At 69.3% G+C, this 16,448-nt stretch carries 12 protein-coding genes and 1 pseudogene; 11 read left to right on the forward strand and 2 right to left on the reverse strand.

The features are described from left to right. Positions 1–11: 11 nt before the first annotated feature. Positions 12–830 carry an HDOD domain-containing protein gene (locus R1Z03_RS23945; protein WP_284395298.1) on the reverse strand — a complete coding sequence of 273 codons (819 nt, stop codon included), beginning with the start codon at positions 828–830 and terminating at the stop codon, positions 12–14. Positions 831–1,008: 178 nt separating this feature from the next. Beyond that, positions 1,009–1,665 carry an SGNH/GDSL hydrolase family protein gene (locus tag R1Z03_RS23950; protein WP_284408345.1) on the reverse strand — a complete coding sequence of 219 codons (657 nt, stop codon included), beginning with the start codon at positions 1,663–1,665 and terminating at the stop codon, positions 1,009–1,011. Positions 1,666–1,888: 223 nt separating this feature from the next. Here R1Z03_RS23950 and R1Z03_RS23955 point away from each other — a divergent pair, with 223 nt between their 5' ends. The 11 genes and pseudogenes from R1Z03_RS23955 (at position 1,889) to R1Z03_RS24005 (ending at position 16,441) form a co-directional block, all read left to right on the forward strand. Continuing rightward, on the forward strand, positions 1,889–4,216 hold the full coding sequence (locus tag R1Z03_RS23955; protein WP_317355939.1) for a type VI secretion system tip protein TssI/VgrG: 2,328 nt from the start codon (positions 1,889–1,891) through the stop codon (positions 4,214–4,216). After that, on the forward strand, positions 4,206–4,718 hold the full coding sequence (locus tag R1Z03_RS23960; RefSeq protein WP_284408343.1) for a hypothetical protein: 513 nt from the start codon (positions 4,206–4,208) through the stop codon (positions 4,716–4,718). The genes R1Z03_RS23955 and R1Z03_RS23960 overlap by 11 nt, the downstream gene beginning before the upstream one ends. Positions 4,719–4,836: 118 nt before the next feature. Continuing rightward, a complete protein-coding gene (locus R1Z03_RS23965) occupies positions 4,837–6,192 on the forward strand; it encodes a hypothetical protein (RefSeq protein WP_317355940.1) in 1,356 nt (451 codons plus the stop codon). After that, a complete protein-coding gene (locus tag R1Z03_RS23970) occupies positions 6,189–7,331 on the forward strand; it encodes a DUF2169 domain-containing protein (RefSeq protein ID WP_317355941.1) in 1,143 nt (380 codons plus the stop codon). The genes R1Z03_RS23965 and R1Z03_RS23970 overlap by 4 nt, the downstream gene beginning before the upstream one ends. Positions 7,332–7,342: 11 nt before the next feature. Next, positions 7,343–8,569: a hypothetical protein gene (locus R1Z03_RS23975; RefSeq protein WP_317355942.1), complete on the forward strand. Its 1,227-nt coding sequence runs from the start codon at positions 7,343–7,345 to the stop codon at positions 8,567–8,569. Between the two features lie 675 nt (positions 8,570–9,244). Continuing rightward, positions 9,245–11,059 (forward strand): DUF6531 domain-containing protein, encoded by a 1,815-nt coding sequence (locus R1Z03_RS23980; RefSeq protein WP_317360474.1) that lies wholly within the window; start codon positions 9,245–9,247, stop codon positions 11,057–11,059. Further along, positions 10,996–11,247 (forward strand): annotated as a pseudogene (locus R1Z03_RS23985) (isocitrate/isopropylmalate family dehydrogenase); the annotation flags it as partial. The gene R1Z03_RS23980 and the pseudogene R1Z03_RS23985, both read left to right, overlap by 64 nt. A 696-nt stretch (positions 11,248–11,943) precedes the next feature. After that, positions 11,944–13,062, forward strand: a complete 1,119-nt coding sequence (gene wecB / locus R1Z03_RS23990; protein WP_317355943.1) for a non-hydrolyzing UDP-N-acetylglucosamine 2-epimerase — start codon at positions 11,944–11,946, stop codon at positions 13,060–13,062. A 4-nt stretch (positions 13,063–13,066) separates the two neighbouring features. Then, positions 13,067–14,371 carry a glycosyltransferase gene (locus tag R1Z03_RS23995; protein WP_284431536.1) on the forward strand — a complete coding sequence of 435 codons (1,305 nt, stop codon included), beginning with the start codon at positions 13,067–13,069 and terminating at the stop codon, positions 14,369–14,371. Continuing rightward, the gene (locus tag R1Z03_RS24000) at positions 14,364–15,419 is read left to right on the forward strand and encodes a polymer-forming cytoskeletal protein (protein WP_317355944.1); all 1,056 of its coding nucleotides are present in this window, start codon (positions 14,364–14,366) and stop codon (positions 15,417–15,419) included. The genes R1Z03_RS23995 and R1Z03_RS24000 overlap by 8 nt, the downstream gene beginning before the upstream one ends. Beyond that, positions 15,416–16,441: a hypothetical protein gene (locus tag R1Z03_RS24005; RefSeq protein ID WP_317355945.1), complete on the forward strand. Its 1,026-nt coding sequence runs from the start codon at positions 15,416–15,418 to the stop codon at positions 16,439–16,441. Before R1Z03_RS24000 ends, R1Z03_RS24005 begins: the two co-directional genes overlap by 4 nt. The last annotated feature ends 7 nt before the right edge of the window (positions 16,442–16,448 follow it).

Raw genomic sequence — 16,448 nt, forward strand, 5'->3', positions numbered from 1 at the left:
GATGGATCGGTTTACAGCGCCGACGTGTCGGTGAACACGGCCGGATCCGGAAGGTGGTCGGCGAGCCAGCCGGGATCGAGCTGCAGCGCCTGCAGCAGTTCGTCCGGCAACGCGCCGATCGTCTCCGCCACGCTCGCCTTGGGGCCGACGGCGATCTCCGCCAGCAGCGTGGCCACGTGCACGATGGCGCCCAGGCGGCAGAACGAGGGGCTGGCCAGCGGGTCGGAGGCCGTCTCCAGCGCACGCACCACCTCGTCGGGGAATTTCCACTGCCGCGCCAGTTCGGCCGTGATCTGCCCTTCGGTGAAGCCCAGCAGGCTTTGCTCGCGCTGCCAGCGGCCGCCGGGCAGGTGCGGCAGGCGTTCGATCTCCACGATCTCGCTCGGCGCCTTCTGGGCGATGATCAGCTCACCCAGCCGCACCATGAAGCCCGTGAGCCACGATTGCTGCACATCGGTGCCCAGCGCCCTTGCCAGCCACTGCGCGTAGCCGGCGCAGGCCATGCTTTCCTTCCAGAACTCCTGCCGGTCCACGCCCGGCGCGTCGGCGAACGAGCCCGTCATGCACGCCGCCAGGGCCAGCGTGCGCACCTGGTTGAGTCCCACCATGTTGATGGCGTCGTCGAGCGAGGAGACCTGGCGCGGCAGCCCGAACCGCGCGCTGTTGGCCATGCGGACCAGCTTGGCGGTGAGCGAAGGGTCCTTGGAGATGGCGGTGCGCACCTTCTCGAAGGGGATGTCGTCGTCGTGCAGGGTCTGGATCAGGCTGTGGGCCACCTCGGGCATGGTGGGCAGCTTGACCTCCTGGAGGAAAGCGGCGAGTGCGGGCATGCGGACGACCTTTTCTTGAAGGGGGTGTGCAGGCCGGCCTTCCAGCCCGCTGGTGTTTTTGTATCACCGTCTCGGCGCCCGCCGGGCAGGGAATTCACCAGCCCGCGGGTTTGTGCTGCCCTGGCAACGGCGGACCCCGCAGCCCTGCCCACGCCCTTGCAGGCCATGGCCGCTTGCGCTATGCGCCCAGCCGGAAGGTGCGCTCCAGCGCCACCGTCAGGCGGTCGGCCAGGCGGTTCGAGGCGGCCTGCGTGGGGTGGATGCCGTCGGTCGTGTCCCTGTCCACCGAAAACGGCATCGAATCCCAGTGCGCATGCACCGTGCGGGTGTCGGCCGCCACCCGGCGGATGGCCGCATTGATCGCCTGCATGGTGGCGAGCGCCGCGGGGCCGAATATCTTGTCGGAGACCGGGGTGATCCCGGTGACCACGGCGGCATGCCCCAGCGAATGCACGAAGCCGATGAGGCCGCGGTAATCGTCCTCGAACGCCTCGATGTCGAAGCCGGGGCGTGCGTGGTCGTTCACCCCCACCTGCAGGACCACGATGCGTGACGGGTGCGGCTCGGTATCGAACGGGCCCTGCGGCCCGCGGGGGAAAAGCTCGGGCGGCGCACTGTCGAAAGGCGCCTCGTAGCCCCGCACCAGGTCGTACGCCTGGAGGCCGGCCGCCGTGCGGTCGTCGATCACCCAGTGCGGGCGCCTGGCCAAAATGCGCTGCGCCGGCGTTTGCGCGTGCCGCCAGGTCGTGGACGCGGGATCGAAGCCGAACAAAATGCTGTCGCCGTCAAGCTCCACCGAGCATGGCCGCTGCGGGCCGAAAACTGCATCTCCCATGGATTCCCTTTTTTATCTGGTTGCATAGCGTCCGGCCACGGTTGCCGGATCACTTCGCAGTCCACCACAACCCCGCTGAAACCACAACGGACGCAGTGGCAGATAACCCCACGAACATCTGGATGCAATTTAGGCTGTTGCGCCGCACAAACGCGCGGTGCCGATGGGCCGGCCTCGCCAGCATAATGCGGACCCGATTCAAAGCTAAGAAACAATTTCTCGCATGACTAATCGCCGCGTAACAATTCAAACGCCTTTGGGAGAGGCGTTGCAATTCAGGCAATTGAAAGGAAGCGAGGCGCTGTCCGGGTTGTTTGAATTCGAGATCGACCTGATCTCCAAGAACAAGGGCATCGACCCCAAAGCCTTGCTGGGCCTCGCTGCCACGGTCGTGGTGGAAACAGAAGGCCTGGGCCGGCGTTACCTGGACGGTATTGCCACGGGCTTTGGCATGCAGGGCCAGGACACCTCGGCCAATTACGCCTACCGCATGGTGCTGCGCCCCTGGCTGTGGCTGGCCACGCGGCGCAGCGATTTCAGGATCTTCCAGGAAATGACCGTCCCGGATATCGTGGAGAGCGTGCTGCAGAAATACGGCCAGCCGATGCAGAAAAAGCTCTCCCGGGCTTATCGCGTGCGGCCCTATACCGTGCAATACCACGAGACCGATTTCGCCTTCATCGCGCGGCTGTGCGAATCCGAAGGCATTTACTGGTATTTCGAACACCAGCCCGGCAGCCACACGCTGGTGTTCGCCGACGACGTGATGGGCTCGCACAGCCCGCTGCCGGGCGGCCACGTGATTCCCTTCCACCCACCGGGCAAGACCGCCCTGGCCGACCGGGAACACATCTTTTCCTGGCACATGGGCCAGCAGGTGCAGCCCGGCCGGGCCTACCTGGACGACTACGACTTCAAGAAGCCGCGCGCCGATCTGTCCGACATGCGCCAGTCCCCGCCAGGGCATGCCCACGACAGCTACGAGAGGTACGAGTGGCCCGGGGGCTACACCGAGTTTTCCGATGGAGAAACCTACACCCGGCTGCAGATGGAAACCGGCCTGGCCGGCCACCACCGCGCCCACGCGAAGTTGAACAAGCGCAGCATCGCCCCCGGCTACACCATCGTGCTGGACAACTACCCGCGCGAAGACCAGAACCAGCAGTACCTGGTAGTGTCGGTGGAGTACTACCTGGAGGAAAACGCCCAGGCCAGCCAGGGCCTGAACGGCGTGGGCCAGACCCAGGGCGGCTCGATCCAGCGCTTTTCGATGGAGGTGCACCCCACCGCCATGCCCTACCGCCCCGTCGTCGCCACGCCCCGCCCTCGCACCACGGGCCCGCAGACGGCCGTGGTGGTAGGCCCGCCGGGCGAGGAGATCTGGACCGACCAGTACGGCCGGGTGAAGGTGCAGTTCCACTGGGACCGCATCGGGGCGATGGATGAGAACTCCAGCTGCTGGGTGCGCGTGTCCTCCACCTGGGCGGGGCCGCAGTTCGGCAACGTGTTCATTCCGCGCATCGGCATGGAGGTGATCGTCGACTTCCTGAACGGCGACCCGGACTACCCCATCATCCTGGGCTGCGTCTACAACGCCGACAACATGCCCCCCTGGGGCCTGCCCGGCAACGCGACGCAGTCGGGCATCAAGACCAAATCGAGCAAGGGCGGCGCCTTCGGCCCGGGCCTGAAGAACGGCGCCGGCGACGCGAATGCGCTGCGCTTCGAAGACAAGGCCGGCGCCGAGCAGCTGTGGCTGCATGCGCAGAAGGACCAGCTCACCGAAGTGGAGAACGACGAGGACAAGTGGGTCGGAAACGACCGACGCAAGACCATCGACCGGGACGAGACCAACGTCATCCACCGCGACCGCACCGAGACCGTGGACCGCGATGAAAAGATCACCGTGCACAACAACCGCACGGAGCGCGTGGATCACGACGAGAAGATCAGCATCGGCGACAACCGTCGCGAGGACGTGGGCATCGACGAGACGGTGAGCATCGGCAAGAACCGCACCAAGACCATCGGCAGGAACGAGAAGGACAAGATCGGCAGCAACTGGTCGATCAAGGTCGGCAAGTTCAAGACCGAGACCATCGGCATCGCCTCGATGCAGAACGTGGGCGTCGGCCGCATGGAAAACGTGGGCGTGGTCTACAACCTCAACGTGGGCGCCATCATGGCCACCATCGTGGGCAAGAACCAGAGCACCACCGTGGGCAGCGACCAGGACGTCAAGGTCGGCACCAACCAGAGCACGGTGGTGGGCACCAAGTACAGCCTCAACGTGGGAGGCGGCGGCGGGGGCGGCGGAGATGCCGGCGGCGGCGGCATGGCCAAGAACGTGACCGCGCCCTCGGGCGGTGGCGAAGGCGGCGGGGCAGCCGGCTCCAGCATCACCATGGATGCCGAAACGATCACCCTGAAGGTGGGCTCCAGCTCGCTCATCCTCCAGGCCGACGGCACCATCACCGTGAATGGCAACAGCATCCGCCTCATCGGCGCAAGCGACGTCACCACGCTTTCCGGAGGCATCCATGAAAACTGATTCCCGCATGCTCCGAAGCACCCCGCCTTCGGAAGGCCCCGCCGCCGACCCCGCCACCGCGTGGTCGCTCCAGCCCGCCCAGGTCCTGCGCCAGGATGCGGATGGAACCGTGGTCCTTCGCTGCCAGGGCCGCGAATACCGCGCGGAACTGGCCTCTCAAGTGCCCGGCGTGATCGAAGGCCAGTTCGTGCTGGCAGCGCTGGGTTCCGGGCAGGAAGCACCGGCATCGGGCGGCGGGCCCCTGCCCTCGCTGATCGTTGCCGCCTGGCCCTGCCCCGGCGCGCCGGCCACACCGCCCTGGCAGTTCGACCGGGCCACCGGCGCGCTGTCGCTCGAAGTGACCCACCTGGACGTGAGTGCGGTGAGCCGCGTGCTGCTGCGCTGCGCCGATGCGCGCATGCAGTTTTCCCAGGACGGATCGGTCGAGACCCGGGGTCACCAGATCACCTCGGCCGCCGTCGAAACCCATCGCATCGAAGGCGGCTCCATCGAGTTGAACTGACCCGTTTCGCCGCGATGCATCGCGCCTGCGTCCGCTGCGCGATGCCCTGGCCGCCCTTTCCGGTTCCGATGGAGTTTCCGACGGTGCCGCTGCCTGCTTGCTTTTCTTCGCCTGGCCCATGATCACTCGCCTTCGCCCTTCCGCGCCCCCTCCACTGCCCGGCATGCTGGCCCGGCAGATGGGCATCGCCGTGCGCGCCTATGGGCGCCGGGCGGGGCTTCTGCGCCCGGCCCACACCGTCCGGGCCCTCAAGGCCGTCGATCAGCGGCTGGACGCGTTGATGGACGCCTGCCGCTACTACGGGCCGGCGTGTCTGGACGAAGTGGCCTGCGTGGAGGCGCAGGCGCAGACCCGCCCCGAAGAAATCGCGGGGGCGGCCTTCGTGCGCATCGCGCTCGCGGAGCGGTACGAACCCGATGCGTCCGTGCGTCTGGAGGGGATCGCCCGCCTGCTAGCGACCCAACCCGTGTCCGTTCGGGACGCGCTGTGGTTCTATGCCGCTCCGACGACCTGCGGCGACCTGCTGGCATCGGAGGACGCGCACCTGCTGGCCTGCGGCGTGGAGCTGGCGGGGCGGCTCGCCCTGCCGGAGCACATCGCCGGAGTGCACGCGGCAGCGGTGCGCGGCGCGGACCCGGATGCGTGCCTGCTGGCCTGCGCGCGCATGGGGCAGGTGCCCCCACGGGCCGAAGAACAATGGAAGGCCGTGCTGCAGGGTCAGGACCTCGCCCGGCAGATCACCGCGCTGCAGGCGCTGGGCACCATGGGCGGCCACCGGCTGCAGCCAGAGCTGCGGCACTATATCGACCGCCTCACCGCCGCAGACGGCCCCACCGAGCGATCGCACCCCGTGGGCTGGGCCGCCGCGGCCGACGCAGCGTTGGCGCTGTGGGCCGCGCGCGAACCCGAAACGGCCCTGGGCGCCGTCCTGCAAGGGCTTCGGGTGCCCAACGACACCGCGCTGCGGGTCGCCGCCCTCGCGGGGCGCATCGAGGGGCTGCTGCCGGTGCTCGATTTCATCGAGCGGCAAGACCGGCCCGTGGAGCCCGGCGAACGCGACCTGTTGCGGCTGGTCTTCGGGCAGGTGCCGGGCGAGCTGACGAACACCCAAGGCACGGCCGGCGAGCGCCAGCGCGCCTTGCGCGCCCTCGCCTGCCAGGTGTTCGCGGCCAACGGCTGCACGGGGCTGGAGCCGGCCCACATCACCCGCTGGACGGATGCCGCGCTCAAGGACCGACTCTGGGCGCTCGATGCCATCCGCATTCGTTCGGGCGGGCCGATCACGCAGACCCATCGCCTCGCACCAGCCTTCGACGTCGGCCATGCGCTGCGAAGCTGGCTCTACGTGGAGCATGCGGCGGTGACCCACCGCCCGTTTCCGCTGTCCCACGAGGACCTTGCCGCACGGCAGATGGCCGCTGTGGAAACCGTGCAGCTCATGGACAGCCTGCAAGCCGATCCGCCCGCGCCATGACGTGCCCGGTCCTCAACCACACGCCGTTCCGCGCTCAGGTCTTTCCGCACCGGGATGCGGAGCGGCGCAGCGCGGCCCTGGTGATCGTCAAGGGCACATGGCAGCTGGCGGCCGCCCCGGGCCTGCCGCCCCGGCTCGCGGCGGCGCAGGACCAGGCCGCCATCTTTCGCGAGGGTGTGCGCCAGACACTCGGCAGCCTGCCCCTGGACGCCGCCCAGGCCGCCGCCATCGCACCCCGCGCGCATGAACTCTGGACCTGCCTGGAATCCGAGTACGTGCCGCCCAAGCCCCGCTTCGATTGCATCGTGAACGGTTGGGCGGTCGCATCGCAAGGCCGGCCCTTGCCAAGCATCGACGCCGCGGTGGACTACCTGACCGATGGCGGATCGCGGCGCCTGATCGAACTGCGCGCGTTCGCGCCACGCACCTGGCTGCCGGAACTGGGGGCCATCGGCAGGCTGCGCGCCTCTGGCGAGGCCACCGCGTCGCGCATTCCGCTGCTGCGCCCCTTCGCCTTCGGCGGGCAGGAGAAGGACCTGCAGACGGACCAGGTGCATGCCTTCGAGCCCAACCCGGAAGGCATGGGCTGGTACCGCAGCGCGGCCGCTGCCCGGGGCGCGCCGCTGCCGTGGATCGAACCGCTGGACCGGGCCATCACCGCCTGGGACGACCCCCTCGAACCCATCGCCCTCGGCCACGTGCCCCCCCACCACGTTCCACGCCGCGACCTGCAGGGCACCTTCGGCGACACCTGGCAATCGACCCGCGCGCCCGAACTGCCCGAGGACTTCGACCCGCGCCACCACAACGCCGCGCCCGATGCGCTGCAGCTGCGCGAGAGCCCCCGCCCGGGCCATGCCCTGGTCCTGCACGGCATGTCGGAAGGGGGCCGGTTGTATTTCACGTGGCCCCCGCTCGCGCTGACCGTGCAGGCGGAGACCGCCGGCGGCACCCTGCTCCCACCCCAGGAACTGCGTTGGGACACGCTGCTGGTGGACACCGCAACGCAGCGCGCCTCGCTGCTGTGGCGCGCCGTGATCGTGCCGCCCGCGCTGGAGCGGCTCGGCCTGGTCCACGTCACGGCCCACGCCCGCGCGCCACGAGCGGCCTCATCGTCTCCGGCCCTCTCCCTGAATTGAATCGTTTCGACATGTCCACCCCTTCCATGGCCCCCGCCACTTCCGTCGCGCCAGGCCTTTGGCACATCGCGCACGCCGGCGCCATCACCTCGGCCGGCACCAGCGCCTGGCAATCCGCTGCCTCGTGGGTCGGTCAGCAAAAGCGGTTCCAGAAAAAGATCCACCCCAGCGTCGGCCCCCAGGCGATCACCACCGCACCGTGCCCGGAGATCACGGCCGGCCAGACGGATCTCCCCCGCCTGGCCCGGCTGCTCGGCGCGGCGCTGGCCGACATGGTGTCTTCGATGACACCGCAGAACACCAATCCCGCAGAGGCCGCACCCAGCCGCATCGCGCTGGCCCTGCCCGAGCGGCTGAGCGACCGCGATGGCGCCGAGCTTTGGCTGCAGGCCCTGGCCGAACTCGGGCGCTGGGCGGGCCCCGGGGCCAGCGCAGCGCTCGGTGCCGTGCCGTGCCACATCGCCCGCGGCGGTTCCACGGCGGGCTTTGCTGCACTGCAGGCCCTCGGAACATGCCCCCGTCCGGTCGAGCATGCACCTGGCGCAGCCGCCCTGCTGATGGCCGTGGACAGCCTTCTCGACACCACCACACTGCAGGACGCCTACGGCCGTGGTGCGTTGCTCACGGACCGGCATGGCGATGGATGCATCGCCAGCGAAGCCGCCGCCGCGCTCTGGCTGCAAGCCGCCCCGGACACGCGGGATGCCACCGGGCGCGGGCTGGTGCTGCGCCCGCCTGCGCTGGCGGCCCAGGCCACCGCGCATCGCCGCCCCCAGCAGGACCCGGAACCCGGCGCGCTGCAGGAGGTGCTGCGCTCGGCACTGGCCCACGCGGGCTGGCAAGCGGACAACGTGGGCTATACCGTCTCGGACTTCGACGGGTCCACCTGGCGCGCCATGGCAAAGATCAGCGCCCGGGCGCGGGTGGCACCAGCGTGGGACCCCATCGACTGGGAGCCCGCGACCGCGATCGGACAGGTCGGTGCGGCCACCGGCCCGGTGCACTGGGCCCTGGCCGCGCAGCGCGTGCGCCACGATGCGCGCGCGCCCAACTCCATCCTGTCGTGGGCGCTGGACGAAGGCACCGCCGCTGCCGCCGTGGCACTGGAGCGCACCCTTCCCACCGAGGCAGCTGCGCAGCGCAGCCCCAGCGCCCCTTCGGCCGACACCGGCCCGGCGGCCCCGACCTACTCGGCCCGCTTTCTCCAGAACAAGAACCAACGATTGCAAGGGAAGTAAAAACGCATGGGCACGCACATCTTCAGCGGCGGCGAGGGCGCGATCACGCAGGTGGCCAACGGCTGGACATTCGATCCGGCCACGCCCGTCAAGCTCAAGACCAGCGGCAAGCAGGGCACGGCCTGGCACAGCAACAACAGCAAGGCCATCCTCATCCCGCTGGGCACCATCAAGGAACACGGCACCGACATGTCCAACCGCTACGGCGCGATGGACCAGGGCAAGCACGATCCTTCCAGCACCATCGTGGGCTGGTTCACCAACGTCCGTGACCATGTGAACCAGCATGTCACCTACGTCAAATCCGTGGTGCACGAGGCCGGCGAGATGGTCGTCAATGGCGTGACCACCCTCACCAATGCCATCCTGGTCCGGCTCTCGCCCGAGACCCAGAAGATGATCGACAACGCCGGCAAGGTAATGGGTGGCATGGAGGCCCGGCACTTCGGCCAGGCAGCACAGGAGGAGGTGGACGCCATCCTCGAGATGCTCAAGGACCCATCCACCTACGTGGGCCTGGGCGTGTCGATCGCGGCCACGGCCGTGCAGGGCGTTCCCATCGTCGGCCAGATCGCCGGCGGCGCCGTGATGGCCGACCGTGTGGTCGGCACGGGCCAGGCGGCCGTGCAGGCGGCCGAGGAGATCCGTTCCATCACCGAGACCTGGGGCTCGGAGATGACCCCCGAGCAACTGGAGGCCGCCCGCGTGCGCCTGGCCAAGTGGCTGCTGGGCAGCGGTGCGGCCCTGCTGGCCGCGATCGCGGGCAAGCGCTTCAAGCGCAAGACGCAGACCGAGGGCAAGAACGACACGCACCCCACCAAGGAGCACAGCGACAGCCAGCACCCCAATGGCAAGGGCCCATGCGAGTCGTGCACCATCGGCGGGCCGGTCATCCTGTCCAGCGGCCAGAAGCTCATGGACGAGACCGACTTCACCCTGCCCGGCCCCATTCCCCTGGTCTGGCGCCGCCGCTACCGATCAGGCCTGGCCGAGGACGGCCCCTGGGGCCGCGGCTGGAGCCACCCGATGGCACAGGAACTGCGGCTCTCCGCCGACGGCATGGTGCTGCTCGACGAAGCGGGCCGCCATGTGCCGTTGCCCCACGTCGCCCTGGGCGGCGAGTGGTTCGACCCGTATGAGAAGTTCACCGTGCGCCACCCGGAAGAGGGCCTGTGGGTCATCGCGCACAAGGGCGGACTGGAGCACCACTACCGCCAGCACGCCCCCGAGCAGTGGCGCCTGCCCCTGGCACGCTTGCAGGATGCGAACGGCAATGCCGTGGCGCTGCACTGGGCGGCGGGCGACACCGATACCGCCACGGGCGAGGTGCTGACCTGGAGCGCGCGGCAGGCCCGCGAGCAGGCCATGGCCGATGGCGGCGTGAGTGCGGCCAGTGCAGGGGCGTTCGCCGCCCCCTTCGCGCTGCCGCGCCTCGTCGGCCTGTCCGATTCGGCGGGGCGGCAGTTGCGGATGGCCTGGACGCCGCCCACCCCCGATGCCCTGCCCACCGACCCGCTGGGTGGCGCACGCCTGGCCGCCGTCGAGCTGCTGGCGCCCGGCCAATCCGCGCCCCAGGTGTTGGCCCGCTATGCCTACGACGCGCAAGGCCAGCTCGTCGCCACGCACCACGGCGACCTGCCCTACCGCCAGTACGCCTGGCGCTCGGGCGTGCTGGTCGGCTACCGCAAGGCCAGCGGCCACCGCTACTTCGCCCAGTACGACGCGGAAGGCCCGCAAGGCCGCGTGCTGCGCTCATGGTGCGCCGATGCGCCCATCCCCGGCCAGGACGATGACCGCTTCACCTACCTGCCGCACGAACGCATCACCCGCCACACCGATGGCCTGGGGCGCGTGACCGCCTACCACTGGGACGCGCGCTTCAACATAGTGGCCACCGTCACTGCCGAGGGCACGCCCGAGGAATTGAGGGAAGAGACGCCGTTCGATGCCACCGGCACGGCCAAAGGGAGCACCGATCCGCTGGGCCGACGCACCACGCTGCGCCACGACGCGCGTGGCAACCTCACGCAGATCACCAACGCCCTGGGGCAGTCCACTGCGCTGCAGTACAACGCGATGGACTTGGTGACGACGCTGCGCGATGCGATGGGCTTCGAGTGGCGGCGTGCCTACGACCGCCACGGCAATCTGGTGCAGATGACCGATCCGCTCGGGCAGATCACGGCCTACCAGTACGACGGCCTGGGGCGGCCGGTGGAGGTGATCGATGCCAAGGGCGGCAAGAAGGTGCTGCGCTGGGACGAGGCGGGCAACCTGATTGCCTACACCGACTGCTCGGGCCGCACCACGCGCTTTGCCTACGACGCGTTGGGGCAGCTGGTGCAGCGTACCGATGCGCTGGGGCAGGCAACGCGCTACACCTACGACAGCGCGGGCCGGCTCGTCCATGTGGCCGAGCCCGGCACGAGCCCGTGCACGGCTCGGCGCCGGACATCTACGGCCAAAACATCGCCAACCCCATCGCCATGATCTGGTCGGGCGCACTGATGCTGGACTTTCTGACGCAAGGCCAGGGCGCAGGACGGCAGGCGCACGATGCCATCGTGGCGGCGATCGAGGAGGTCATCAAGACCGGGCCGAAGACGCCCGACTTAGGGGGCACGGCCAACACCACGCAGGTGGGTGAGGCCATCGCGGCACACATCGCACGGGCCTGATCCACGCGCGGCACGCCTTCAACGAGGGCGCTGCCAGCGCCTCTTTCCAACGCAGGTCCTGTCCTCCCTGCCAGCCGGGCAGGCGCTTGCCGCGGCAGCGGCAGAGGCGGATGCCGGGGCGCGCATGGACGAGCGCACGCATGGCCGCTCGGGTCACGCCTTCGCGCCGCATGCCAGGCACGTCAGCGATCCGCTCCCTCGCCATGACCTGCCAGCAGCCCTGGCTTCGGCCCGTGCTCAGCCAAGGGCCATCGGCCCCATCTCCGATCCAGCACATGCGGCCGATGGCACCCGGCCGTGTGCAACCTTGCACAGCCGTACGTCCTGGCGCGTCCAGGCCGCCGGCGCGGGCACGGCTTCGCACGCAACGCAACCCCGCATTCATTCCCTGAGCCCTCCCTGAAACGGTGCCGGGCAGGCGCTCCACCGCCACGCGCCTTCGGCATCCGCCCCTTCTCTTGCACCCAGGCGGCGATGGCGGCCCACGCCTACAACGCTATGTGGGTCAGCGAACAGACCGCGTTCCAACCCGCACGCACCATCGCCCGTGCCGTGCAAAAAGGAGAGCGGGCCGATGGAGCATGGGCTCTGGCCACCCCACTGCAGCGCGCGCGCCGGCACTGCGACGTCCCTCCGGGATCCCTGGCTTTTTCCTCTTTCCTCTCTCCCACCCCCGACACCGCAAAGGATCGAGCCATGCAGGACATTCTCATCGTCTCGGGCACGCGCCCCGAGATCATCAAGCTGGCGCCCCTGTACCACGCGCTGCGGGCCCTCAGCTGGGCCCGCGTGCATTGGCTGCACACGGGCCAGCACGACGAAATGGCCATCCAGATGCTGGATTGCTTCACCATCCGGCCGGACATCGTGCTCCACCGCGAAGGCAGCACCCTGCAGGAATTCAGCGCCGGCTGCCGCCGCCAGATCGACGCGGTGCTGCAGGCGAAAGACTACGCGCTGGTCATCGTGCAGGGCGATACCGAATCCGCGTTCACAGGGGCCTTGGCGGGCTTTTACCGTGGCCTGCCGGTGGCCCACGTGGAGGCGGGGCTGCGCACCTACAACCTGGCGCGGCCCTTTCCCGAAGAAGGGCTGCGCCAGATGATCAGCCGGCTCGCGCAGTTCCACTTTCCGCCCACCTCGCGCTCACGCACCGCACTGCGGTCGGAGGGCATTCCCGACGAACGCATCCACGTGACGGGCAACACCGTGGTGGATGCGCAGCACTGGACCTGCACCCACCACGGGGTGCGCCGCCGCGCCGCAGGGCGGGGGCACCTGCTGGTCACCTTCCACCGGCGCGAGAGCTGGGGCGAAGGCGTGCGCGGCATCTGCCGCGCCATCGCCGATCTGGCGCAGCAGAACCCCGGGCTGCAGGTGCTGTTTCCGGTGCACAAGAACCCCGTGGTGCGCGAGCCGGTGCAGGCGCTGCTGGGCGGCATCGCCAACATCCGGCTGAGCGATCCGCTCGATTACATGGACATGCAGCAGGCGCTCGCCGACGCCTGGCTGCTGCTCACGGACTCGGGCGGGCTGCAGGAAGAGGCCCCGACCTTCGGCGTGCCCGTGCTGGTGCTGCGTGACGAAACCGAGCGGCCCGAGGCCGTGCAGGCCGGTTGTGCGCTGCTCATCGGACCGTCCTACGACGCCATCGTCTCGCACGTCACGCGGCTGCTGGGCGACCCCCAGGCGCACCGGCGAATGGCGCAGGTGCACAGCCCCTTCGGCGACGGCCAGGCCTGCCAGCGCATCGTCTCCGTGCTGGCGAGCCACCTGGCGCCCGCTGCACCCATGCCCTTGCCCCTGGCGGCCTGACACCATGCATCCGCTCGGACTTCTTCCCGCCTATTCGGCGCAGCCGGTCGCCGCCGTGATGGCCTACCTGCTCATGTTCGTGGTGCTGTTCATGGTGCTGTACGGCATCCGGCACTTCGCGTTCACCATGAGCCGGCTCGTCGGCACACAGCGCCATCCCTATCTGGACATCGCGGTGGCCCAGTGGCCCATGATCACCGTGTTCATTGCCGCGCACAACGAAGAGAAGGTCATCGCCGGCTGCATCGAGGCGCTGCTCAAGACCGACTACCCCGCCGACCGCATGATGATCATTCCGGTGAACGATCGCTCCAGCGATGCGACGGCGCAGATCATCAACGGCTACGACGAACGGTTCCCGTCCCGGCTGGCCCCCTTTCACCGAACCAGCGGCAAGCCGGGCAAGTCGGCGGCGCTCAAGGACGCACTGCGCTTTGCCGAAGGCGACATCGCCATCATCTTCGATGCCGACTACGTACCCGGGCGCGGGCTCCTCAAGCAGCTGGTGGCGCCCTTCTTCGATCCGGAAGTGGGTGCGGTGATGGGCCGCGTGGTGCCCGTCAACAGCGGTGCGAACCTGCTGACCCGCTTGCTGGACCTGGAGCGCTCGGCCGGCTACCAGGTCGACCAGCAGGCGCGCATGAACATGAACCTGATGCCGCAGTACGGCGGCACCGTGGGTGGCGTGCGCATGTCGGCGGTGGAGGCCGTGGGCGGCTGGCACGACGACACGCTGGCCGAAGACACCGACATCACCTTCCGGCTCATGTTCAACGGCTGGAAGACGGTCTACACCAACCGCTCGGAGTGCTACGAGGAAGTGCCCGAGGAATGGCCCGTGCGCATCAAGCAGGTCAAGCGCTGGGCCAAGGGACACAACCAGGTGCTGGCGCGGCACTGGTGGAAGTTCGTCACCAGCCCCTACCTCACGCTGGGCCAGCGCGTGGACGGAATGCTGCTGCTGTTCGTTTTCGTGATCCCGCTCATCATGCTGGCCGGCTGGTGCCTGGCGCTGGGGCTGTACTTCCTCAACGCGGGGTCGCTGCTGTCGCAACTGATCCCCGTGTTCGCGCTGATGGTCTACGGCACGCTGGGCAACTTCGCCGCGTTCTTCGAAATCGTCATCGCGGTGCTGATCGATGGCAACCGCAGGCGCCTGCGGCTGCTGCCATTGAACATGCTGGGCTTCATGGTGAGCCTGTTCGCCATCTCCGGCGCCGTGTGGAGCCTGCTTCTGGACGCTCTCTTCAAGCGCGAGATGGTGTGGGACAAGACGGCGCGTTACCGCAACGAGGTCAAAAATGCCTGAATACCCTTCCATGCTGCTGGCCTTCGCGACGGCCTGCGCCGCGCTGTTCTTGCTGCCTTTCGTGCCGGCCATCCGCGAATGGCGCCGCCCGACCGACAGCGCCGCCCTGCTGGTTCCACCCGACCATGCGGCCGACATCGACCACTTTGCCCGGCGGCTGCGCGCCGATGCGCAGGCCCGGCTCGGCCACGGCGAGTCCACGGGGTACGAGTCCTTCGACCTGATCCCGCCTGACGCCGCGCCTGCGGCATGGGCCAGCGCCCGGGCCCGCCTGCTGGCGTGCGGCGATGTGACGACGCCCGCGGCCATCGTCGCGCTGCAGCCCGTGTTCGTGGAAGGCAGCATGCACGTGGGTGCCGGCAGCGCGTTCTCCAGCCTCTATGCCACGCGCGACCTGGAGTTGGGTAACGGCAGCAAGATCGCCGATTGGGCGCATGCCGACGGAGAGCTGCGCCTGGGCCCCGGCAGCACGGCCCTGCGGCGCGTGTCCGCGGGCGCGGCGGTGAAGCTGGCCGCCCCCTGCTGGTTCGAGCGGCTCCATGCGCCCGTGGTGCGGCTGGGAGGCCCGGTCACGGGTCAGCCCTCCACGGCCGCGCCCACCCCCACGCCGCCGGCCCAGCAGACGGCCAGCTATGCCACGCTGGCGCATGCCATCCAGCGCACCCCGCAGCTGTACATGGTGAGGGGTGACTGCACGCTGGCGGAGCACTCCATCTACCGTGGCTCCCTGGTGGTGACGGGGTTCCTCACCATCAGCCCCTTCACCACCGTGGTCGGCGACATCAAGGCGCGCGGCGGCATCACGCTGGGCGAAGGGGCCGTCGTGCACGGCGCCATCACCTGCGAGCAGTCCGTGTACCTGCTGCCCGGCGCGCTCGCGCTCGGGCCGGTGGTGTGCGAAGGCGATGTGATGCTCGGCGCGCGCACCGTGGTCGGGTTGCCCGATGCGCTGACGACGGTGAGCGGGCGTTGCATCGTGGCGGAGGAAGGCGCGGTCGTGCACGGCACGCTCTGGGCCCACGAGATCGGCATGGTGAAGCAGGCATGAACACCCGCCTCTCCCGCGCCCTGCATGCCCTGGCCGCCATCGCGGCCATGGCGTTGTTGCCCCTGCCCTTCGCCCACGCCGCGGGCACCTCCAGCAGGGCGGGCGCTGCCACGCCACTGGACCTGCAGGCGTACGGCGGCGACAGCGGCGCCATCACCATCCTGCATGGCGGCGCGGCCAGCGACCCCTACTTCACGCTGCAGGCGCTGCTGCTCGCACACGACAACGGCCTGGACATCCAGGGCCCGGCCGTCCGGTTCGCGGACTGGCTGGTGCCGCAGCAAAAACCCGACGGCACGTTCGACCGCTTCTGCCGCGATGACGGCGGCGGGTGGAAGGCCTGCAAGACCGCCGATGCCGACGACTCGCTGCTGGCGATGTGGCTCAGGCTGCTGCAGGCCATGCCGGCGCACGTGAAAGCCTCGCCCGCCCTGCGCAAGAGCCAGGCCACCAGCCGGGCGGCGCTGGCCCACCTCTACCAGCCCTCGCGCGGGATCTACATGGTGTCGCCGGTGTACCTGCACGGCCTGTTCATGGACAACCTGGAGGTCTGGTCGCTGCGCGTGCGCGAGCCCCTGAGCGCGCCGGGCGCCGAGCCGTCCGAGCGGCTGGCGCAGGCCATCCACGACACGTTCTGGGACCCGGTGAACCGCCGTTTCCTGGTGTCCACGCAGATGGAGCAGCGCGCGCAGCCGGCGGCCTTCTACCCGGACCACGTGGCCCAGCTGTTTCCGCTGATGGTGGGCTTTCCCCTGCTGCCGGACTCGGCCGACGCCCATTACCGGGACTGGATGCGCCGGCACCGAAGCGAGTGGCTGGCCCAGGGCCAGACCGACTACCCGTGGGGAATCATCGCCGTGCTGGCGCTGCGCCGCAACGACCCGGACACCGCCCGCTGCTGGGTGCGCCACAGCGCCCCGCTGCGGCATTCGGCCCGCTGGGCGGTCACCGACGAAGTGTCCTTCCAGATCCTGGCCAGCAAGGGAGTGGACGCCGCCCCTCCCGCGGCCGCCTGCCGCTAGCCGACCC

Origin of the sequence: Acidovorax sp. BLS4 (genome assembly GCF_032929295.1) — a bacterium.
In the GTDB taxonomy this organism is placed as follows: domain Bacteria; phylum Pseudomonadota; class Gammaproteobacteria; order Burkholderiales; family Burkholderiaceae_C; genus Paracidovorax.